This is a genomic window from Pandoraea faecigallinarum, from assembly GCF_001029105.3.
In the GTDB taxonomy this organism is placed as follows: Bacteria; Pseudomonadota; Gammaproteobacteria; order Burkholderiales; family Burkholderiaceae; genus Pandoraea; species Pandoraea faecigallinarum.
Map to the genome: position 1 here is coordinate 1 of NZ_CP011807.3, position 21,513 is coordinate 21,513.

Below are 21,513 nucleotides of genomic sequence, written 5' to 3' on the forward strand. Positions count from 1 at the left end.
ATGAACGACTTCTGGCAACACTGCGCGACTCGCCTCGAACAAGAGCTGACGCCCCAGCAATTCCGCACGTGGATCAAGCCGCTGGCGCCGCTCGACTTCGACGAACAGGCGCGCACGCTCAAGATCGGCGCGCCCAACCGCTTCAAGCTGGATTGGGTGAAGAGCCAGTTCTCCGGGCGTATCCAGAGCATGGCGTCGGATTATTGGAATGCCCCGATCGAAGTGACGTTCGTTCTCGATCCGAAGGCTGGCGTGCGCGTGCCCTCCTCCACCCCCGCCCCTGCACCGGTGGTCAGCCCGGCCCCCGCGCCCGTGCCGGCGAACGTGGCGCGAGCGAACCCCACGGCGGCTGCCGCGCACGTTGCGGTGGCCGGCGCGAATGGCAATCATGCGGCGGATACCGCGTCGCTCGATGGAGAACGTCCAGATATCGAAGCGAGCGAAGCCGAGGCCGTTCGCCGCAACTGGCGTGTGACCCCGCAGGAGCCGGTGCCGGTCGGCGAAGTCGAGTCGATCTACGAGCGCTCGAAGCTCAATCCGGTGCTCACGTTCGATAACTTCGTGACGGGTAAGTCGAACCAACTGGCCCGCGCGGCGGCGATTCAGGTCGCGAACAACCCGGGTACGTCGTACAACCCGCTGTTTCTGTATGGCGGCGTCGGCCTGGGCAAGACACACCTGATTCACGCGATCGGTAATCAATTGCTGGCCGAAAAGCAGAATCCGCGCATTCGCTATATCCATGCCGAGCAGTACGTGTCCGACGTGGTCAAGGCCTATCAGCGCAAGGCATTCGACGAATTCAAGCGTTATTACCATTCGCTCGATCTGCTGCTGATCGACGATATTCAGTTTTTCTCGGGCAAGAGCCGTACGCAGGAAGAGTTCTTCTACGCGTTCGAAGCGCTGATCGCGAACCGCGCGCAGGTGATTATCACGAGCGACACGTATCCGAAGGAAATCACCGGCATCGACGACCGTCTGATTTCCCGTTTCGATTCGGGACTGACGGTGGCCATCGAGCCGCCCGAACTCGAAATGCGCGTGGCAATCTTGATCAAGAAGGCGCAGGCCGAGGGCGTGGGGTTGTCGGAGGACGTGGCGTTCTTCGTCGGTAAGCATCTGCGCTCGAACGTCCGCGAACTGGAAGGCGCGCTGCGCAAGATCCTCGCGTATTCGAAATTCCATGGTCGCGAAATCACCATCGAACTGACGAAGGAAGCGCTCAAAGATCTGCTGACGGTTCAGAATCGTCAGATTTCCGTCGAGAACATTCAAAAGACGGTCGCGGATTTTTACAATATCAAGGTCGCCGACATGTATTCGAAAAAGCGGCCTGCCAATATTGCACGGCCGAGGCAGATTGCGATGTATCTGGCAAAGGAACTGACGCAGAAGAGCCTGCCGGAAATCGGCGAGCTGTTCGGCGGTCGCGACCATACGACCGTGCTGCACGCGGTACGCAAGATTGCGGAAGAGCGAGGCAAGGACGCGCAACTCAATCACGAGTTGCACGTGCTGGAACAGACGCTCAAGGGGTAACAGCCGGCGGATACGCAGGGGCGCGGGCGGGGTTGCCTGGCTCCCTGTGGATAAGCTGGGTGCGGTTTGGGGGAAACTGGCGTTTTCGGGCACAATAGCGGATCGGCGCACAATGCGTCCCCGACTCGTCCACAGCGTTTTCCGCCCTGTTATCCCGTCAGCAAGCGATTGATTGATAAGGGAATCTTCGGGTTTTCAGCTGAAACTGGCACCCGTTAACAGTTACTACGAAGGATAAATATGCAATTGGTCAAAACTCAACGAGACAATCTGCTGCGGCCGCTGCAAATTGTGAGTGGCATCGTCGAGCGTCGCCATACGTTGCCGATTCTGGCCAATTTGCTCATTCGCAAGCACGGACAGGACATTTCCTTCCTGTCCACAGACCTTGAGTTGCAGATCACGACCACCGCCGACTGCGGTGCCGGCGCCGACGATGTGGCGACGACCGTGGCCGCGCGCAAGCTGCTCGACATTCTGCGCAACATGCCGGACGCCGAAGTGGCGCTCTCGCTGTCGGATAAGCGTCTGACGGTGCAGGCCGGCAAGAGCCGTTTCCAGTTGCAGACGCTGGCAGCGGAAGATTTCCCGACGGTGGCCGAGGCCAACGACTACGCCGCGAGTTTCGCGCTGCCGCAGCGTGCGTTCCGTCAATTGCTGGGCATGGTGCACTTTGCGATGGCGCAGCAGGACATCCGTTACTACCTGAACGGCATGCTGCTTGTCGTCGAAGGCGAGAAGATTGAAGCGGTGGCAACGGACGGTCACCGTCTGGCGTACTGCAACACGACGATTGCGGGCGAGAAGTTTGCGCGTCAGGAAGTGATCATTCCGCGAAAGACGATTCTCGAGTTGCAGCGTCTGCTCGAAGACATCGACGATCCGGTGCAGATCGACGTGGCGCCGAGCCAGGTCAAGTTCCGTTTCGCGAATGTCGAGCTGGTCTCAAAGCTGGTCGAGGGCAAGTTTCCCGACTTCAACCGTGTGATCCCGAAGGGTTACAACAAGAGCTTCGTCATCGGCCGTGAAGAGTTGCATCGTTCGCTGCAACGTGCGGCCATCGTCACGTCGGACAAGTTCAAGGGTGTGCGTTTCCTGGTGAGCGAGAACCAGTTGAAGATCAGCGCGAACAACACCGAAAACGAAGAAGCGCAGGAAGAAATCGAGATCGATTACACGGGCGAGTCGGTGGATATCGGCTTTAACGTGACTTATCTGCTCGACGTGTTGTCGAACCTCAAGGTCGAGCAGGTGAAGGTGAGCCTCGGCGACGCCAATTCGAGCGCGCTGATCACCCTGCCGGACAACGACGAATTCAAGTACGTCGTCATGCCGATGCGCATTTGAGCGGACATTCCGCCATACGCGCCGTCACACATGCGCGAAGGGGCCGAGCGCCCCTTTGGCGTTTCTAGAGAATTATCCTTTTGCGGGATAAGCGGCCTTCGGGGTGCCAAACGTGCGCTGGAGGCGGCAGGTCATGAAGCAGTAATTCGTCAGAAATGACGCAGTAACCGGAAGATTGTCATGAGCGAACAGCAAAAGCAGGCCGAAAGCGGCTATGGTGCAGCCTCCATTCAGATCCTCGAGGGTCTGGAGGCTGTGCGCAAGCGTCCCGGCATGTACATTGGCGACACGTCGGACGGCACGGGTCTGCATCACCTGGTATTCGAGGTGCTGGACAACTCGATCGACGAGGCGCTGGCGGGTTACTGCGACGATATCCACGTGGTCATTCACGCGGACAACTCCATCTCCGTGACGGACAACGGTCGCGGCATTCCCACGGGCATCAAGTTCGACGACAAGCACGAGCCGAAGCGCAGCGCTGCGGAAATCGTGATGACGGAACTGCATGCGGGCGGCAAGTTCGACCAGAACAGCTACAAGGTGTCGGGCGGTCTGCACGGCGTGGGCGTGTCGTGCGTGAACGCGCTGTCGTCGTATCTGAAGCTGACCGTGCGTCGCGACGGCAAGAAGCACTTCATGGAATTCCACCGTGGCGTGCCGCAGAATCGTGAGATCGACGTGGTCGACGGCGTCGAGACGTCGCCGCTCAAGGTATTGGGCGACACGGACAAGCGCGGCACCGAAGTGCATTTCCTGGCCGACGAAACGATCTTCGGCAAGGTCGAATTCCACTACGACATTCTCGCCAAGCGTATGCGCGAGTTGTCCTTCCTGAACAACGGCGTTCGCATTCGTCTGACGGATCAGCGCACGGGCAAGGAAGACGATTTCGCATTCGGCGGCGGCGTGAAGGGCTTCGTCGAATTCATCAACAAGTCGAAGACGGTGCTGCACCCGACCGTGTTCCACGTGGTGGGCGAGCGCGACGGTATCGGCGTGGAAGTCGCCATGCAGTGGAACGACAGCTACAACGAATCGGTGCTGTGCTTCACCAACAACATTCCTCAGCGCGACGGCGGCACGCACTTGACGGGTCTGCGGGCGGCGATGACCCGCGTGATCAACAAGTACATTTCCGAGAGCGAGATCGCCAAGAAGGCGAAGGTCGAGACGACCGGCGACGACATGCGCGAGGGGTTGACCTGCGTGTTGTCGGTGAAGGTGCCGGAGCCGAAGTTTTCGTCGCAGACGAAGGACAAGCTGGTGTCGTCGGAAGTGCGTGCGCCGGTGGAAGAGTATGTGGCGAAGGCGCTCGAGGACTTTCTGCAGGAGACGCCGATCGACGCGAAGATCATTTGCTCGAAGATCGTGGAAGCGGCGCGTGCGCGCGACGCGGCACGCAAGGCGCGCGAAATGACGCGTCGTAAGGGCGTGCTCGACGGCGTTGGCCTGCCGGGCAAGCTGGCGGACTGCCAGGAGAAGGATCCGGCGCTGTGCGAAATCTACGTGGTCGAGGGCGACTCGGCAGGGGGGTCCGCAAAGCAGGGTCGCGACCGCAAGTTCCAGGCGATCCTGCCGCTGCGTGGCAAGGTGCTGAACGTCGAGAAGGCGCGTTTCGACAAGCTGATTTCGAGCGAGCAGATCGTGACGCTGATTACCGCACTGGGTTGCGGTATCGGCAAGGACGATTACAACATCGACAAGCTGCGCTATCACCGCATCATCATCATGACCGATGCGGACGTGGACGGTGCGCACATCCGGACGCTGCTGTTGACGTTCCTGTACCGCCAGGTGCCGGAGCTGATCGAGCGAGGCTACGTGTACATTGCGCAGCCGCCGCTGTACAAGGTCAAGCACAACAAGGACGAGCGTTACATCAAGGACGAGAGCGAGCTGGCGCAGTACATGCTGAAGCTCGCGCTGAACAATGCAGAGTTGACGCCGATGGCGGGCGCCGCACCGATTTCGGGCGATGCGCTGGGCGAGCTGACGCGCAGCTATCAGTTGTCCGATGGTGTGATCGAGCGTCTGAGCCGCGTGTATGAGGCGTCGGTGCTGACCGCGGTGACCGAGGGCGTGGACATCGATCTGACGAGTGAAGAAACGGCGAAGCAGTCGGCTGCAGCGTTGGAAGCCGCGTTGAGCAACGATCCGCTGGCACCGGAGATCACGATCCGCGCGGTGACGGAAGACGTCGAGAACGCCGACCCGGTGGTCTCGCTGCGTGTTGAGCGACGCCATCATGGCAACGTGAAGGTGTCGGTGATCGATCCGGACTTCTTGCAGACGGCGGATTACGCACAATTGCAGAAGACGGCGGAAACCTTCAAGGGCCTGATCGGCGAAGGGGCGACGATCAGGCGCGGCGAGCGCTCGCAATCGGTGACGAATTTCAAGTCGGCGATGAAGTGGCTGATGGCCGATGCCGAGAGCAAAGTCTCGAAGCAACGCTACAAGGGCTTGGGCGAGATGAACGCCGAGCAGCTGTGGGAAACGACGATGGACCCGACGGTACGCCGTTTGCTGCGCGTTCAGATCGAAGACGCGATTGCCGCAGACGGCATCTTCACGACGCTCATGGGCGACGACGTCGAACCGCGTCGCGCGTTTATCGAGACCAATGCGCTGCGGGCGGGGAATATTGATGTTTGATGGTGTTTGTTGAATCGATGGCCTATAACGCGAAGACCGATGAGGCTATGTACACCGTTCAACAATTCCATTTCGAATCGCGTCTATTCCCCGACCAGTGCAAAGCCTGATGGAGTGCGCAACAGACGTCGAAGAATCGACCCGAGACGTTGAGTGAGACGGCTCTGCGGGTCCGCACGTGGTCTGACATGGCAAGGCCCATCAGTCGGAAGACTGATGGGCCTTGTCATTTGATGGAGGAAATTTTCGCGATACCCAAACGAACCTTACGGGCATTACGGGTACCGGAAGCCAACCGGAAGTCAATGACTAATCATCCACGGCCGCCCCTCCGGCCGTTTCAGCCGCCTGGGTGTTTCCGCGCCCGCCAACGTCACCTTCCCCCCGGCGCAACAACGGCACCCCGCACCGTGCCCGCGCGGGGGATCGTCGGCGGACTGCCGTGGCACATTCGCGGCCCGTTCATTCGTCGCGTGTGCCGAGCGGCTCGCGCTTTCCACTAACGCCAGCGACGGCGCCGTGATCACTCTCGATCCCTGTGTCCCGCAATCGGGGCAATGACACGGATTGTCACGATCGGCAATCCGCCGCATCACCGCAAATGTCCCGCAACTCGCGCATTCGAAGTCGTATATCGGCATGGCTTTCTCCTTGGCGGCGGTGTGTCAGGTCTTCGCCAAATCCGGCGAGCAAGGCATATCGACCCCCGCCTTCACATGACGAATCGGCCCATCGGCATTCGGGCGAATATCAAAGTCGAAGATCTGCGTCGGTAACCACAGCGTCGCGCACGCATTCGGAATATCCACCACGCCGCTGATATGTCCCTGTACCGGTGCGCAACCCAGAATCGAATACGCCTGCGCACCCGAATAACCGAATTTCTTCAAATACTCGATGGCGTTCAAACATGCCTGACGATAGGCCACCGTCACGTCGAGATAATGCTGCCCGCCATTTTCGTCGACGGAGATACCTTCGAAAATCAGATAGTCGTTGTAGACCGGCGTGATCGGACTCGGCTGGAACACGGGATTACGAATGCCGTACTTCGCCATTCCGCCCTTGATCACATTCACGCGCATATGCACCCACCCAGCCATTTCGATGGCACCACAAAACGTGATTTCGCCATCGCCCTGACTGAAGTGAAGGTCGCCAACCGAGAGTCCGGCGCCATCCACATACACCGGAAAGAAAATCTTCGAGCCGCGCGACAGATCCTTGATGTCGCAATTCCCCCCATGCTCGCGTGGCGGCACCGTCCGCGCGCCTGAAGCCGCCGCTTTTTCACGCGCGGCACCCGTCAGTTTTCCCATGTGCGCCGTCGCGGCGAACGGTGGATTCGCCAGAGGCGGCACCCGATCCGGCGCTTTCGCGATCAGGCCGGTTTCGCGCGCATTCCACGTCTCAAGCAACGCCGGATCGGGCAGACACCCGATCAACCCCGGATGAATCAGCCCTGCGAAATTCACGCCAGGGATATGGCGCGAACTCGTATAAAGCCCGTGGAAATCCCAAATCGATTTCTGCGCGTGCGGAAAGTGATCCGTCAGAAACCCGCCACCATTCGTCTTCGAGAAAAAGCCGTTGAAACCCCACTGACTATCCGCTTTGGCGCCGATGTCGAGAAGATCCACCACGAGCAAATCGCCCGGCTCCGCCCCTTTCACTCCCACCGGTCCCGACAAGAAATGGACGATGGAAAGATCGATGTCGCGGACGTCGTCCGCACTGTCGTCGTTTTTGATGAAGCCGCCGGTCCAGTCGTAGGTTTCGAGAATGAAGTCGTCGCCAGGTTTTACCCAACACGCCATCGGAATGTCCGGGTGCCAACGGTTGTGCACCTGTTCATTTTCGTAAGCGGATTGGTTCAGATCGACTTTGATGAGAGTTTCAGCCATTGCACTCGCTCCTGGTTGCACACGCCAGTGGGGGGCACCAGCGATTCAATGAACGCCGATTGGCGTCGGGTCACGCAGAGAGATATTCGAGAACGAACTGACATCGACGGTAGCGATACCGTCACAACCACCACACCAACACAACGACGTGCGCTGCGCGAAACGGACCTCACGGCCGGCGCACGGGACTTCGGCCAACCTCGAAATACAGACAAGCTTCGTACAAGAGCCGCCCATCATGGCAATGCGCAACAACAACGATCAACGTTGTCTCACAAACCGCACCGGCAGCACAATTACTTTGCAGTACGTCGAATTTCAGCACGAACTACCGTGTTTGCCCTGATTTTTTTCTTTTTCGATCATATCGCGATCCTAATTGGTGCAAAATACTTTCCCTGCACAAGAATAAGCACCACCGACGGGCATCCGAGATGAAATATCAATCGCTTGACGACTTTCTGCGCGCCACCGGCGAGCGCAACCCTGGCCAACCGGAGTTCCTGCAAGCTGTCACGGAAGTGATGGAAAGCCTCTGGCCCTTCATATCGAAACATCCGAAATACGCCGAACATGGCTTGCTCGACCGTCTCGTCGAACCGGAGCGCACCGTCATGTTCCGCGTGTCGTGGGTCGACGATCATGGCGACGTGCAGGTCAATCGCGGCTATCGCATCCAGCACAGTTCGGCCATCGGCCCGTACAAGGGCGGGCTGCGTTTCCACCCGTCGGTGAACCTGTCCATTCTCAAATTCCTCGCCTTCGAACAGACGTTCAAGAACGCACTCACCACATTGCCCATGGGCGGCGGCAAAGGCGGTTCCGACTTCGATCCGAAGGGCAAGAGCCCCGGCGAAGTCATGCGCTTCTGTCAGGCGTTCGTGAGCGAGCTGTTCCGCCACGTTGGCAGCGATACGGATGTGCCCGCCGGTGACATCGGCGTCGGTGGCCGCGAAGTCGGCTTCATGGCCGGCATGATGAAAAAACTCTCGAACCGCGCGGATTGCGTCTTCACCGGCAAGGGGCTGTCCTTCGGCGGATCGCTGATCCGGCCGGAAGCCACCGGCTACGGTACGGTCTATTTCGCCGAAGAAATGCTCAAGCAATCCGGACGCAGCTTCGACGGTCTGCGCGTGAGCGTCTCCGGTTCGGGCAACGTCGCCCAATACGCCGTCGAAAAAGCGATGGCACTCGGCGCGAAGGTCGTTACCGTCTCCGATTCGAGCGGCACCGTCGTCGACGAAGACGGTTTCACTACCGAAAAGCTCGCCGAGTTGATGGACGTGAAGAACCACCACTACGGGCGCGTGAGCGACTACGCCAAACGCACCGGCAGCAAATTCCTGGCGGGCACGCGCCCCTGGCATGTCCCGGTGGACGTTGCTCTGCCCTGCGCCACGCAGAACGAGCTCGACGCCGACGATGCGCAAATGCTGATCAGCAACGGCGTGATCTGCGTCGCGGAAGGCGCCAACATGCCGTCCACGAACGAAGCCGCCAGACGCTTCGAGAGCCACGGCATTCTCTACGCGCCAGGCAAGGCCAGCAACGCGGGTGGTGTGGCAACCTCAGGGCTGGAGATGAGCCAGAACGCCATGCGTATCTCGTGGCCGCGCGAGGAAGTCGATGCGCGCCTGCACGACATCATGCGCAGCATCCATGACGTCTGTGTGCATCACGGTCGTCGCGCGGATGGCTCGGTGAGCTACGTCAACGGTGCGAACGTTGCCGGCTTCGTGAAGGTGGCAGACGCCATGCTGGCGCAAGGTGTGATCTGAGCGAGACGATCGGCACCGCTTTCCCTCCGCTCACGTCGCGGATTTCATCAACCGCCAGAGTGTCGTGCGGCCGATGCCCAGTGCTCGCGCAGCGGCCGCGCGATTGCCGCCCGACGCCTGCAATGCCGCGATGGCTGTCTCGCGCGTGACGACGTCGCGCCCGAGGCCATCACCGTGCATCGCTTCCCTTCGCACTTCCCGACGCACTTCATGCGAGGGCATCGACCCCGGCCGCAGGCGTTGCAACTCCGGAAACACTTCGTGCAACGTCTGCGCATGGCGCACGGCATCGTTATCGAGATAGATCGCCGCGCGCACGAGCAGATTTTCCAGCTCCCGCACGTTGCCCGGCCAGTCGTAACGCTCGAACAGTGGCGAGAGCACCTGAAGGATCGGCCCGGACGCCCCCATATCCAGCTTGTATTGCGCGGCGTTTCTCGAGAGCAGCGTCGCCGCCAGCAGACGAATGTCGTCACGCCGCTCGCGTAGCGCGGGCAGCGTCACCTGCAAGAGATTGAGCCGGAAATAGAGGTCGGCGCGAAAGCGTCCTTCAGCGACCAGTGCATTGAGATCGCGATGGGTGGCGGCGATCACGCGCACGTCCACCGGCACCGCACGCCCCGAGCCCAGCCGCATGACCTCGCGTTCCTGCAAGACACGCAACAACCGGGTTTGCATCGCCGCCGGCATCTCGCCGATTTCGTCGAGAAAGATGGTGCCGGTGTGCGCGATCTCGAACAGCCCCGCCTTTCCGCCGCGACGCGCGCCGGTGAACGCGCCCTCGTCGTGCCCGAACAACTCACTCTCGATCAGTCCTTCGGGCAGCGCCGCACAGTTGAACGCGACGAACGGATTGCCGCGCCGGGCGCTCGCGTTGTGAATGCCCTGGGCGACCAACTCCTTGCCCGTGCCGCTCTCGCCCGTCAGCAACACCGTCGCATCGTGCGGCGCGCCGGCGCGCGCCAGACGCCGGACCTTCTCGATCTGCGGCGAATCGCCGACAAGCTCCGAGAGTTCGTGCCTCGCAACGAGATGCTTCGGACGCTGCGTGGTGCGCAGCGAACGGTCGATGCGTTGCGCCATCTGGGCGTCCTGCACCGTGACCACGGCCCCCGCGCGCATGCCATGCTCGTAGATCGGCACGCAGCTCGTGATGAAGGCGCGCCCGTCGATATGCGCCAACCGCTCCTCGATGGCAACACCGCTCTCCGACAACTCGCGCAACATCGGCCCGAGCTTGCGCGTGAGCTCGAACTGGCGTGCACCCTGCGTGGCAACGCGCTCCGCATCCACGCCCAACAGCGTGAACATCGCCGGATTGACGGCTTCCAGTTGACCGTTGTCGTCGAAGGCGGCGACGCCATCGCGCATGTGCGCGACGATGGTGTTCAGCCGCATGCGCTTCGATTCCTTTTCGCGACTCACGCGCGCCAGTTCCACGGAGCGCTCGAAGGCCTCTTCCACCGCGCCAAGCGAATACAGGAAGACGTGTTCGAGTCCGGCCTGCTGCGCAAAGTCGCACGCCATGCCCGGACCGATGATGACCTTGCAGCCCTGTTCGGCAAGCGTGTCGACGGCGTGCTGCACTTCGTCCGCCGAGCGGTACGCGCGCTGATGAATACGGATCTTCAGTAACTGGCCGAGATCGTCCAGTTCGCGCGACACCGTCTCGTGCAACACCAGCCCAAGCGGCTGATCCGGCCACGTGGTCGTCGCCCGCGTAATGGCGCTGAGAACGTCGAAGCCGTTGACCTTCACCGTCACCACAGGCACGGACAGATTCTCGCGCAGATACGCGCCATTCGATCCGGCGGCCAATACGACATCGACCGCCCCCGACTCCACGTACGTCTGCAACGCGGCGACCGCCGCGCCATAGCCTTCGCGCACGGCGTAAAACCGTGCACGGTCGGTGTAGCGCGGCGCGACAGTCTCGCACAGCGTCTGCAAGCGGCTGATGCTCACGAGTGCAATGCCGGGACGACGGGCGCGCGGATCCGGCGATGCGGGCGCGATGTGACCGGCATGTAACGTGTGCTGTGCATGACGTGCATGCAGCGGCGGCGGATCGTCGGAAAGGTCGGGGTGCATGACGGTGTCTACGGTATTTGAGCGCGCTGACCACTGGGCGGATCCGTTTCACACTATCGTTTTCGATGTGTTTCAAAAGTGTTTCGTGAAACGTTTCAAGCGCGATTCGCGAATTTTGCCACATCCGCGAGAGCCGGGCAGTTCAGCGCAAGCCCATGATTGCACGGCGGATTTTTTAACATTCTCGAATGGGAACGGAGCTGGCACATACATTGCGAATAGGGTCTCCGCCACCGATAACTCAACTGGAGACCGTCGCCATGACGACCGCGACCGCAAAACGCCGCGCCGAATTCCGCCGCACAGTCGAGGCCCGCCGCGGGCTGCTCGTGCCCGGCGCCTTCAATGCCCTCTCGGCCCGTGTCATCGAAGACGCAGGTTTCGAAGCGCTTTACCTCACCGGTGCCGGCGTCACCAACATGTCGCTCGGCCTGCCCGATCTGGCATTCGTCGGGCTGGCGGAGATCGCCGAGCACACCGCACGTGTGCGCGATGCAGTCTCGTTGCCGATCGTCGTCGACGCCGACACGGGCTTCGGCAACGCACTGAACGTGCGCCACACGGGGCGCGTGCTGGAGCGCAGTGGCGCCGATGCCATTCAGTTCGAAGATCAGGTGCTGCCCAAGAAGTGCGGCCACTTCAACGGCAAAGCCGTGATCGGCGCCGACGAGATGGCCGGAAAGATTCGCGCGGCGGTCGACGCACGCGAAGACGGCAATCTGCAAATCATCGCCCGCACCGATGCGGCGGCTGTCGAAGGCATCGAAGCGGCCATCGAGCGCGGCCACCGTTTCATCGACGCGGGTGCCGACATTCTTTTCATCGAAGCGACGGAAACGCTGGCCGACATCGAACGTTTGCCGGCACTGTTCGAGCGTCCGCAACTCATCAACATCGTCATCGGCGGAAAAACGCCGACGCAGCCACAGCCACGTCTGGCCGAACTCGGCTACGGCATCGTGCTGTACGCGAATGCCGCGCTGCAGAGTGCCGTGCTGGGCATGCAAAAGGCACTGGGCACGCTGCGCGAGAGCGGGCGGCTGGACGAAGACCCGTCGCTGGTCGTGCCGTTCGCGGAGCGTCAGCGTCTGGTGAACAAGCCGTTCTACGACGCCCTCGACAGGCAATACGCCGCCGACTGAGCGCAACGCCCCCCGTTTTCACCGGTAACACCGCATTGCCGCCTTGCCGCATTGTCGAAGTACGGCAACGCTGCACTACGGCATCGAACAACAAGTATTGGAGACAGATTGTGACGCCCCCCTCGGATTCGCTTGCCGCACGTCGATCCCCCACCTCGCCCGCCCCGAACACCTCCGCCGCCGCTCAGCGCGCGCCCGTCAAGCTGGGCTCCATCGTCGGCGGTCTCGCCGGCAATCTGATCGAGTGGTACGACTTTCTCGCGTACAGCATCTTCTCGATCTACTTCGCGAAGGCCTTCTTCCCCGGCGACAACCCCACCGTCCAGTTGATGAACACGGCGGCGATTGCCGCGGTGGGCTACGTGGCGCGTCCGCTGGGTAGCTGGCTCATCGGTCTGTATGCCGACCGGCGCGGCCGCAAAGCCGCGCTCACGGGATCGGTGCTCGCAATGAGCGTGGGGTCGATGATGATCGCGCTCACGCCCGGTTACGCCAGCATCGGCATCTTTGCGCCGATCGTGCTGATCGCCGCGCGCCTGTTGCAAGGGCTGTCGATGGGCGGCGAGTACGGCACGAGCGCAACCTATCTGAGCGAAGTCGCGCCGGAGAATCGCAAGGGTTTTTTCCTGGGCTTCCTGCAAGTGAGTGTGGTGGCGGGGCAACTCGTCGCGCTTGGTCTGATGCTGGTGATGCAGCGCTGGCTGCTCACCGCCGAGCAGATCGAACATTGGGGATGGCGCATCCCGTTCGTGTTCGGCGGCGTGCTGGCGCTCTTCGCGTTGTACATGCGCCGCAATGTGGCGGAGAGCGAGGCGTTCGTCGATAGCGCGAAGAAGCGCGAGACGTCAATTACGCGCGAAGTCCTTGCCCACTGGCGACAGATTCTGCTGGCCATCGGAATTACCATCGGCGGCACCGTCGCGTTCTACACGTTCACCGTCTATATGCAGAAGTTTCTGGTCAATTCCGTCGGATTGTCGAAGGAATCGTCGACATTCGTCTCCACAATGGCGTTGCTGCTGTACATGCCGCTGCAACCGCTCTTCGGGTTGTTGTCGGACGTGATCGGCCGCCGCAAGGTGCTGATGATCTTCGGCGTAAGCACCACGCTCTTCTCCGTGCCGCTGTTCACCGCGCTGAGTCACACCAGGGATCCGCTGACGGCGTTCGCCCTGTCGTTCGGCGGACTGGTGATGCTCTCGGGCTTCACGTCGGTCCACATGCTCGCGAAGACCGAACTCTTCCCGCCGCGCATCCGCGCGCTCGCCGTCGGTTTTCCGTATGCGCTGACCACGGCGATTCTCGGCGGCACGACGGAATTTGTCGCACTGCGCTTCAAGGCCAGCGGCCACGAGTCGTATTTCTACTGGTATGTCACGATCTGCGCGGCCATTTCGCTGCTCGTCTACCTGAAGATGCCCGAGACACGTGGGCGCAAATTCGACTGACGGTCCGATAACGTAGCTGATGTCGCTAAGCTCGCGCGAGGCGATTGCGCGATCTCCCATCGGTAACGCGGGATCGCGCCTGCGCGGGCCCGGAATCCGAAAGCCGCGGGCGTGTATTGCAAAGAATGGCGTGAAATGGGTGACAGGATGGGGTTTTCCATCCCGGATGCCCGCTGCCACGGCGATGCAACGCCCGCGTGTCGAATGCGGCGTGCAGGGCGCTGTGGCGCGTCATACCGTTCGTTGCCACGGAGATGCTTGCATGCTGTTGCCGCTCATTCCGGAACCCGGTCTGGTCCTTCCCTCCGACATGGACGAGGCGTCGCGCGCCAGCGCCACGCCCGATATTGCGCAAGACCTCGCTGGCGTCGTCAATTTCGCCGAGCCGCCCAGCGTCGTGCCGTTCTCGCTGGTCCCGCCTCACCCGGACACGGCCTTCCGGTTCCAGTCGGACTTTCTCGGCATATGCGAAGACTTGTCGGCCGACATCGTGACGGAGTGGGCCAAGGCGGTGCAAGGTGGCGGACGTACGCCGCAATGGCAGGCATTCGTGGTGCGGTGGCAGGCGAAAATGTCCGGCAAGCACAGGCGCTACGCGCTGTTCCATCTGCTCGTGCACTACTTCGGCCGACTGGACCCGAGGCTGCGGCTGCTGGCGTTGGAATGCCTGTTGACGGACGGACCCGAAGGGCATGCCGCCGTGCAGAGAAACTGGAAACGGATCGGATTGGGGAAATTCGCGCGCACGCAATGGCCGTCGGTGCAGCGCGCGCTGCGTGAGGCCGGATTGCTGCGTTGACAGTGATGGCGGGCGGGACGTGGCGGCAAGCGGCGAGGCCGCATTCCTGTGACGTCAACGAAAAAGGCAGAAGATCTTTCGATCTTCTGCCTTCTGAAACCTTGGTGCCGACGGCGAGACTCGAACTCGCACAGCTTTCGCCACTACCCCCTCAAGATAGCGTGTCTACCAATTTCACCACGTCGGCTTTGTCCTGCAAGGGAGCGCGATTGTAACGGGAAAATCGGGTTTTGTGAATGCTTCACTCACGAAACGTCCCCTGTTCGTCCCTTGCGCCCCTTACTCCCCTACGCTCCTACGCCCCTACGCTCCTACGCTCCTTACGCCCGCATTCGCGCGACGCCTTGCGTGCCGCCGGGTGTTGCCACCACGCGCTTGCCTTCAGGCCGCGCGCCGCTGGGCGCCCCCTACCACCGACAGGGCGGGCGGGTGGACGTCGCCGAAGCCGTGAGCGTGCGCGGGATGACCCTCGCGAAGACGGAAGCGTGCCACCGTTTCCGCCAGCATGCGGGCCTGCTCGCTGAGCATCGCCGAGGCGGCGGCCGATTCCTCCACCAGCGCCGCATTCTGCTGCGTCGCCTGATCCATTTCCGACACCGACCTGTCGATCTGGCTGATGCCCGCGCTTTGTTCGGTCATTGCTCCGTGAATCTCGCTCACCAGACGCTGTACGCGGGTGATGCCGTCAACGATCTCGTTCATCGTCGTGCCTGCCGCCTGCACGCGCTCGGTGCCGCTCTTTACGTTCTGTACCGACGTCTCGATCAGCGCCTTGATTTCCTGCGCCGCCGCCGCACTGCGCTGCGCCAGCGTGCGCACTTCGCCGGCGACCACGGCGAAGCCGCGGCCCTGTTCGCCCGCGCGCGCCGCTTCCACGGCCGCGTTGAGCGCGAGAATGTTCGTCTGGAAGGCGATGCCGTCGATCACGCTGATGATCTCCGTGATGCGCTCCGAAGATTGCGTGATCGCTGCCATCGTGCTCACCGCATCGGTGACGACCTGACCGCCGCGCGCCGCCGCCGCGCTGGCGTCGTTCGCCAGCCGCGTCGCATGCTCGGCGGTGTCCGCCGTTTGCTTGACGCTGGAGGTCAGCTCCGTGAGGGCCGACGACGTCTCCTGCAACGACCCGGCGGACGCTTCCGTGCGCTGCGACAGGTCGCGGTTGCCCATCTCGATCTCACTGGTGGCGGAGGTCATCGACGACACGCCGGTTCGCACGTCGAGCATGACGGAGCTGATCTTGTCGACGAACGCGTTGAACGACTTCGAGATTTGCGCCACTTCGTCGTGACCGATAACGTCCAGCCGCTGCGTCATGTCGCCATCACCGGAGCCGATGGTGTCCATCGCATCGCGCACGATCGACAGACGCTTGAACGCGCGTGAGGTGAAGACCGTGGCGATGAGCAGCGCGGCGAGGGTGAGGACCACCAGCGCGATGACGGTTGCCGTGAGGATGTCCGAGAGGCCGGCCGTGGCTTCCGCGCGGTCGAGCGCCACGACCAGATACCAGTCGGTGCCCGGAATGCGTCGGGCCTTGAGCAGCTTGGGCGCGCCGGAGAGTTCCATCGACACCGGTGCCGCGCCGTCGGCGGACATGGCGGCCAGGGAGTCGGCGGTGAGCGTGGGCGACACGTCGGTAGACGGCTTGAGCGAGTACTTGCTGTCCGGGTGAGCGATCACCTGACCGTCGCTGGCGACCACAAGGGCAAGGCTCGACGGCGTGGGGTGCACGGCCTTGATGATGTCCTGCACGCCCGTGAGGGCGACGGCGCCGCTGATAGCGCCGATGGTCTGCCCGTCGCGCACGAGCGGCGCAGTGAAGGCCACGTAAGGAATGCCCGTCGACGAGTCGCCGTAAGGCTTGGTGACGGTCAGCTTGCCGGCGGCCACGGCGCTCTTGTACCAGGGGCGCGCGGTCGGATCGTAGTCGGGCGGCGTGGGCGCCGTGGAGAAGAAGGTTTTGTCCGACCAGCCGACGCTGGTGATCGGGAAGTCGTTGGTTTTGCCCATGAGCTTGACGAGGCCGGCAGGATCGCCCTTCTCCACGACCTGCGACGTCGCCACGACGGCTTGCGCCTTGTCGGCCGACCAGCGCTCGACGGTACCGGCGTTGCCGTTGGCCACGGCCGAGAGCGTGTGTTCGATGCTCGACATCATGCTGGCGCGCACGATCACGTAGGTCGTCACGCCTGAGAGGATCAGTGCGCCGACGACCGTCAGGCAGGTGATGAGCAAAATCCGGGTTCGTAACGAAGTGACTTTCATGGCTTTCGTCGAGAGGCCCCTGAGCGGGCCGTGGATTGGGGGGCGGTTGCGCGGGAGGTCTGCGGGCACCGTTGCAGCGAAGCGGGGACGCCGTTGCATCCTCACTCTCTGCGCTTACGGCGCAACGCGGCGCTAACTTTAATGAGCGCAGATCAATGCCCGTGCGTTGTGCTTCAACGCATGGCCCCATCCCGTTCCGGGGCGGAGCGGCGACGATTTCGGCTCGTGAAACCCGGACTTGCCGCACTGGGCGCCGTCGCCCCTCCCCCCTCCTCCCTCCTCCCTTTCCATGGTTGCCGATGACGCCCTCGACGAATGGCGAATCGGTATCGGGATTGCGCAGCGGGGCGCTTTCCCAACCAGTGGCGGTACGAACTTCACAAGCGCCTTGACGGGGCTGCCCGGCACCAAAGCGGTGTGTCACAAAGCCAAAGGGCACCTCGCTATCGGTGCCAATCTGGAACTCCGATCAACGGAATTTGAAGGAGTCGAATCATGATCAACCGGCTTCATGTCGATGCGGGCGCATTGGCGCGCACCGCACGGATTGCCCCTTTGCAGACCGAATCTGAAAGTCGTCGCCCGAACGCGACGCCAATGGGCAATGACCTGACGGGCGCCAGGCACAGCCCCGCCGATTCCATGGCGCCCGCGCCCGCGGGACGCCGGCTTGCTGCCGCGCCGGCCGGATACCTCCGGTTCGCCTCTGCTGCGGTGGCCGCTGCCGCCAGCGACTTGTGGGAGGCGGCGTGCAAAGGTTACGAAAAAAATTACGACGCGAGAACGCCTGCATCCTTTCATGGGTTGACCGAGTTCGAGAAACGGCTGGTGGTCAAAAGTGCAGTCGATAAGGTATTCGAAAAGGACGCGTGGACAATCGATGGATATTTCAATCGGCTCACGGCAAATGGAGACGTAAAGAAATATCTTGAAAAAACGCTATCGCGGGTAAAACGCGATGAGGTTGAGCAAGTGCTTCTCAAGGATGACAAAATATTTTTCGATAAACGTCGTCATCTCATGCAGCGAATAGATAAATATAAAATGGTATTTGGCGCGGAAACGTGGGAGATGGAAAACGCAAGGAACGACCTATGGAGCGAGGTTCGTGAAGCCGTTTATGAAAATAGAAGCATTACGGTGCCGGAGTCGTTCTTGCAGCTGACCGAAGAGGACAGACGAAAAGTAGCAAAGCTAACGGTGGATTGGATATTCAGCCCGGTGAACGACGAAACGGGAAAGTGGTTCGATCCAGTCGTCGAAATCGAAATGATGCGACCGTATTTGACAAGGACGGTGCCTCATGGAACTTATCAACGAGTGGCCGGACGGGAGAGTCTGAAAAACGTCAAGGAACGTATCATTGCCTACGACATGCGGGAAGCGGACCCCCAGGCAGAGATTAAAAGTGCGAAAAATGAGGTATGTAACGCGGTTCGGAAATCCGTTGCCGACCGGAAAAATCCAATCGGGCCTGCGTCATTCATGAGCCTGACCGAAGAAGGAAAGAAAGAGGTCGCCAGATTATCTGTCAACTGGACGTTAAGTCCGGTGAATGATGAAACGGAATTCTGGTTCTTCGCGCTTGTCGAGAAAGAATTCATTCGGGAATATCTGGAGCATACCGTTTCTCAACGCAAGTATGACGAGGTCGCGCGATCAGGCAGGTTGGAAAGCGTCAGGGAAGCCATTCTGAAACGCGGCATGTTGGCTGGGTGAGGAAGACTGCACATCGCCCGGCGGCACGCCAATGTATCGATTTCGAGGTCGTGGCGTAACTCGCCGGGTACAGCGGTCGCGCCGGCCCATCGATTCGATACGCCGCTAACGAGACACCTCGATGGCCAGGTGAAACTGACGTGCTTTCGCGCCGCGCTTTTCGCCTTCCCGTTGTCTTCACCGTCGCTCGTCATTCGTGCCGTCGACGAGTGGCGAGTCGGTATCGGGATTGCCCTGCCGCAACGCCAGACGCGCCGCGTCGGCCAGCGCTTCGTAGCGTTTGCGAAAGCGCGCCAACTCCTTCTCGTCGAGTTCTTCCAGATCAAGCAACGCGTTGTGCGCCCCTTCCATGGCGCGGATCAACTCGTCGAGCTTGATGTGCATGGCCGCCGTGTCGCGATTCTGCGTGTTCTGGATGAGGAAGACCATCAGGAAAGTGACGATGGTGGTCGAGGTGTTGATGACCAGTTGCCACGTGTCGCTATAACCGAACAGCGGCCCGGTGGCCGCCCATATCAGCACCAGCGCGACCGCCAGCACGAACGACACCGGTCGTCCGGTCAGCGTGGAAAGGTAGCTCGAGAACTTCGAAAACCATTTGCCGTTCATGACCGTCTCCCGTTTTGAAACGATAGACGGATGATGGCACAGGCGTTGCCAGAGGAGGTTCGCCACCCATCGAGGCTATTCCCCATGCGGCTGTGCTATGAACGCCCCAAGTTCCCTCTCGCTGATTCACGGTACCAAAGCTGCAAGTCAAAAAGCGCAAGTGCGCCGCGTTATCGGTGCCAATCTGGAATTCCGATCAACGGAATCTGAAGGAGTGGGAACATGCATCCGATTTCAAACGCGAACGTGGTGACGTCCGCCCTAACGAATGTCGTTCCGGAGGAAGTGAGACGGAACGATACCGTGTTGCTGAGTCGCGACCTCAATGTCGCCGCTCAGGCGACTGCCGGTTCGTCGTTGCCTGCGGCAGAGTCTACGCATGTCTATTCACACGCCAATATCGCGACATGTGCGGTAGGTCGAGTGGATAGCGAGGCGAAGGTTGAAAATGCGAAGCAACAGATGTGGGAAGTGGTTCGTGACGGCGTGGCCGCAGAACACACCATGATCATGCCGCACTCGTTTATTGAGCTAAATGAGGCAGGGCGCAAGCGGGTAACCAAGCTCACCGTCGACTGGGTATTTTCTCCGGTCAATAGTAGTACGGAAAAGTGGTTCGATTGCCTGACGAATAATGCAACGATCAAAGAGTATCTAAAAGACACGGTTTCCGAGGAAATCAAAAATGAGGTCAAAGCCGCCAAATTGTTGAGTGTTCTCGGGGGGCATTTATTACTACGACATGTTTCGTGAAAATGCGAGCCAGAGCGTGGCGACAGGTCCGGTGCCACCTGCGAATCCCGCATCGAAGCCGGTAACGGGTGAGGATAGTGAGGCGCGGGTCGAAAACGCGAAACAGGAGATGTGGCAGTCGATTCGTGATGGCGTGGCGAGGGGTCACGACATGATCATGCCAGCTTCGTTCATGTCGCTGGGTGAGAGCGGGAGGAAGAGGGTCGCCAGGCTGACGGTCGAATGGGTATTTAACCCTGTCAATCCTGGGTGTGAAGAATGGTTTAACAGGTTGGTCGGAAATGAGCAAGTCAAGCCATATTTAAAAGGAACCGTATCTCGTAGTATTTACAGTGGCGTTAACAACTATTGCTCACGTATTATCCCTCACCGCAAGCCGCCGTTGTGGTACGTCCGCGAGAAGTTTGGGCAGCTTGAAATGTTTAGGAAGTGAGTAAGAGCAAGAGGGGCGCTGGCGTTTCATTCAGCAAACCTCTTGCATCGCTTACCTGTCAGGCGTTCAGCTAACGTTAATGATAAAAAACGTTTGAGAGCGCGGAAAAGTCAAGCGTCGTCGCTCGGCTCGCCCGCAAGGAAGACGCGCGGTGCGCCCCCAAGCGCTTTCCTCTCGCTTTGCGTGGGATCGCGCCACGTGATTCCCGAATAGCAAAGACGGCAGGTTGTCTCGCAAAGGGTGGCGCTATATGAGTGCCAAGATGAAGGCTCCATTCACTCAAGGAGTCGAAGGTCATGGACAACATCAACCCGGCGGGAACCACCGGATTGCAGCCGATCAGCTTACCAGAGTCGTCGCCGCAGCAGTCCAATGCCCCCATCGCTACCGATCTCGACAAGGCGCGATCCGCACCGGCGTCGACGTCGATTACCGCTTATTCATCGTCGCCGTTGCCCGACTGGGCTTATTCGACCTGGGCTGCCATGCACGAATCCCAGGATGGTAGAACCTACCGTCACCTGGTCGGAAAGTTGGCGGATGAGCGAAACTGCGACCCGAACGACATATCGGTTGAACTATTGAAGAACATCCATCGCCTCGAATCATCCGTCCGATTCGGCGCATTCAACGCGCTCACGAATTCGCGCCCGATCGACGACCGGTTCCTCGCTATTGGCACTGACGAGTGGCTGAAAAACTTCGCGGAAAAGGACCGGATCGAGGTACTGGATGCGCTTGACCGAATGGTAATCCACGTCTAAGCGCGGATCGACGTCAGCCGGTACTGGTCCCCGTCAGATCGGCAAAGCCGAGGGCCGTCGCCCGGCAGCTTTCGGCCAATTCGTCGTCGTGCGCTGAGAGGAAAACGCAGTGGTCTCTGCAAAGCGTAATGAAAAGGTCGATGGGGCACCGCCCGGGAAGAGCCGTCGAGGCCGTCGCTCGGCTCGCCCGCAAGGATGACGCGCGGTGCGTCCCCAAGCGCTTTCCTCTCGCTTTGCGTGGGATCGCACCACGTGATT

The 21,513-nt window shown here is 60.8% G+C and carries 17 protein-coding genes and 1 tRNA gene; 12 read left to right on the forward strand and 6 right to left on the reverse strand.

Going from position 1 to position 21,513, the window contains the following annotated elements; translation table 11 throughout:
• The 3 genes from dnaA (at window position 1) to gyrB (ending at window position 5,547) form a co-directional block, all read left to right on the forward strand.
• The gene (gene dnaA, locus AB870_RS00005) at window positions 1-1,542 is read left to right on the forward strand and encodes a chromosomal replication initiator protein DnaA (RefSeq protein ID WP_047908597.1); all 1,542 of its coding nucleotides are present in this window, start codon (window positions 1-3) and stop codon (window positions 1,540-1,542) included.
• Between the two features lie 240 nt (window positions 1,543-1,782).
• Window positions 1,783-2,889 (forward strand): DNA polymerase III subunit beta, encoded by a 1,107-nt coding sequence (gene dnaN, locus AB870_RS00010; RefSeq protein WP_047906436.1) that lies wholly within the window; start codon window positions 1,783-1,785, stop codon window positions 2,887-2,889.
• A 180-nt stretch (window positions 2,890-3,069) separates the two neighbouring features.
• Complete coding sequence (gyrB, locus tag AB870_RS00015) at window positions 3,070-5,547, forward strand: DNA topoisomerase (ATP-hydrolyzing) subunit B (protein ID WP_047906437.1); 2,478 nt, start codon at window positions 3,070-3,072, stop codon at window positions 5,545-5,547.
• A gap of 302 nt (window positions 5,548-5,849) precedes the next feature.
• On the opposite strand, the gene AB870_RS25430 is transcribed toward gyrB, so the two are convergent.
• Window positions 5,850-6,188, reverse strand: a complete 339-nt coding sequence (locus AB870_RS25430; RefSeq protein WP_047906438.1) for an FmdB family zinc ribbon protein — start codon at window positions 6,186-6,188, stop codon at window positions 5,850-5,852.
• A gap of 24 nt (window positions 6,189-6,212) precedes the next feature.
• On the reverse strand, window positions 6,213-7,451 hold the full coding sequence (gene fmdA / locus AB870_RS00020; protein WP_047906439.1) for a formamidase: 1,239 nt from the start codon (window positions 7,449-7,451) through the stop codon (window positions 6,213-6,215).
• A 48-nt stretch (window positions 7,452-7,499) separates the two neighbouring features.
• Between fmdA and AB870_RS26205 the strand changes: the two genes are divergently transcribed.
• Both AB870_RS26205 and gdhA read left to right on the forward strand, forming a co-directional pair.
• Window positions 7,500-7,889, forward strand: coding sequence for a hypothetical protein (locus AB870_RS26205; protein ID WP_157112180.1), 390 nt, complete (start codon window positions 7,500-7,502; stop codon window positions 7,887-7,889).
• On the forward strand, window positions 7,886-9,229 hold the full coding sequence (gdhA, locus tag AB870_RS00025) for an NADP-specific glutamate dehydrogenase (protein WP_047906440.1): 1,344 nt from the start codon (window positions 7,886-7,888) through the stop codon (window positions 9,227-9,229). The genes AB870_RS26205 and gdhA overlap by 4 nt, the downstream gene beginning before the upstream one ends.
• Before the next feature lie 30 nt (window positions 9,230-9,259).
• Here gdhA and prpR read toward each other — a convergent pair whose 3' ends face one another.
• On the reverse strand, window positions 9,260-11,320 hold the full coding sequence (prpR, locus tag AB870_RS00030) for a propionate catabolism operon regulatory protein PrpR (RefSeq protein ID WP_084663153.1): 2,061 nt from the start codon (window positions 11,318-11,320) through the stop codon (window positions 9,260-9,262).
• 260 nt (window positions 11,321-11,580) lie between these two features.
• Between prpR and AB870_RS00035 the strand changes: the two genes are divergently transcribed.
• From AB870_RS00035 to AB870_RS00045, 3 genes are all read left to right on the forward strand, one after another.
• Window positions 11,581-12,462: an isocitrate lyase/PEP mutase family protein gene (locus AB870_RS00035; RefSeq protein ID WP_047906441.1), complete on the forward strand. Its 882-nt coding sequence runs from the start codon at window positions 11,581-11,583 to the stop codon at window positions 12,460-12,462.
• A 107-nt stretch (window positions 12,463-12,569) separates the two neighbouring features.
• Window positions 12,570-13,910 carry an MFS transporter gene (locus AB870_RS00040; RefSeq protein WP_157112414.1) on the forward strand — a complete coding sequence of 447 codons (1,341 nt, stop codon included), beginning with the start codon at window positions 12,570-12,572 and terminating at the stop codon, window positions 13,908-13,910.
• A gap of 262 nt (window positions 13,911-14,172) precedes the next feature.
• Window positions 14,173-14,709, forward strand: a complete 537-nt coding sequence (locus AB870_RS00045; protein ID WP_157112181.1) for a hypothetical protein — start codon at window positions 14,173-14,175, stop codon at window positions 14,707-14,709.
• Window positions 14,710-14,811: 102 nt separating this feature from the next.
• Here AB870_RS00045 and AB870_RS00050 read toward each other — a convergent pair.
• Together AB870_RS00050 and AB870_RS00055 are read right to left on the reverse strand one after the other, a co-directional pair.
• A tRNA-Leu gene (locus AB870_RS00050) sits at window positions 14,812-14,896 on the reverse strand.
• Between the two features lie 194 nt (window positions 14,897-15,090).
• The gene (locus AB870_RS00055) at window positions 15,091-16,977 is read right to left on the reverse strand and encodes a methyl-accepting chemotaxis protein (protein ID WP_047906443.1); all 1,887 of its coding nucleotides are present in this window, start codon (window positions 16,975-16,977) and stop codon (window positions 15,091-15,093) included.
• 495 nt (window positions 16,978-17,472) lie between these two features.
• On the opposite strand from AB870_RS00055, the gene AB870_RS00060 reads away from it, so the two are divergent.
• A complete protein-coding gene (locus tag AB870_RS00060; protein ID WP_047906445.1) occupies window positions 17,473-18,696 on the forward strand; it encodes a hypothetical protein in 1,224 nt (407 codons plus the stop codon).
• 177 nt (window positions 18,697-18,873) lie between these two features.
• Here AB870_RS00060 and AB870_RS00065 read toward each other — a convergent pair whose 3' ends face one another.
• On the reverse strand, window positions 18,874-19,305 hold the full coding sequence (locus AB870_RS00065; protein ID WP_047906446.1) for a low affinity iron permease family protein: 432 nt from the start codon (window positions 19,303-19,305) through the stop codon (window positions 18,874-18,876).
• Between the two features lie 222 nt (window positions 19,306-19,527).
• Between AB870_RS00065 and AB870_RS00070 the strand changes: the two genes are divergently transcribed.
• The 3 genes from AB870_RS00070 (at window position 19,528) to AB870_RS00080 (ending at window position 21,255) form a co-directional block, all read left to right on the forward strand.
• The gene (locus AB870_RS00070) at window positions 19,528-20,058 is read left to right on the forward strand and encodes a hypothetical protein (protein WP_047906447.1); all 531 of its coding nucleotides are present in this window, start codon (window positions 19,528-19,530) and stop codon (window positions 20,056-20,058) included.
• Entirely contained in the window at window positions 20,048-20,491 is a 444-nt protein-coding gene (locus AB870_RS26715; protein ID WP_047906448.1) for a hypothetical protein, read from the forward strand. The genes AB870_RS00070 and AB870_RS26715 overlap by 11 nt, the downstream gene beginning before the upstream one ends.
• 296 nt (window positions 20,492-20,787) lie before the next feature.
• On the forward strand, window positions 20,788-21,255 hold the full coding sequence (locus tag AB870_RS00080; RefSeq protein WP_047906449.1) for a hypothetical protein: 468 nt from the start codon (window positions 20,788-20,790) through the stop codon (window positions 21,253-21,255).
• Window positions 21,256-21,513: the final 258 nt, after the last annotated feature.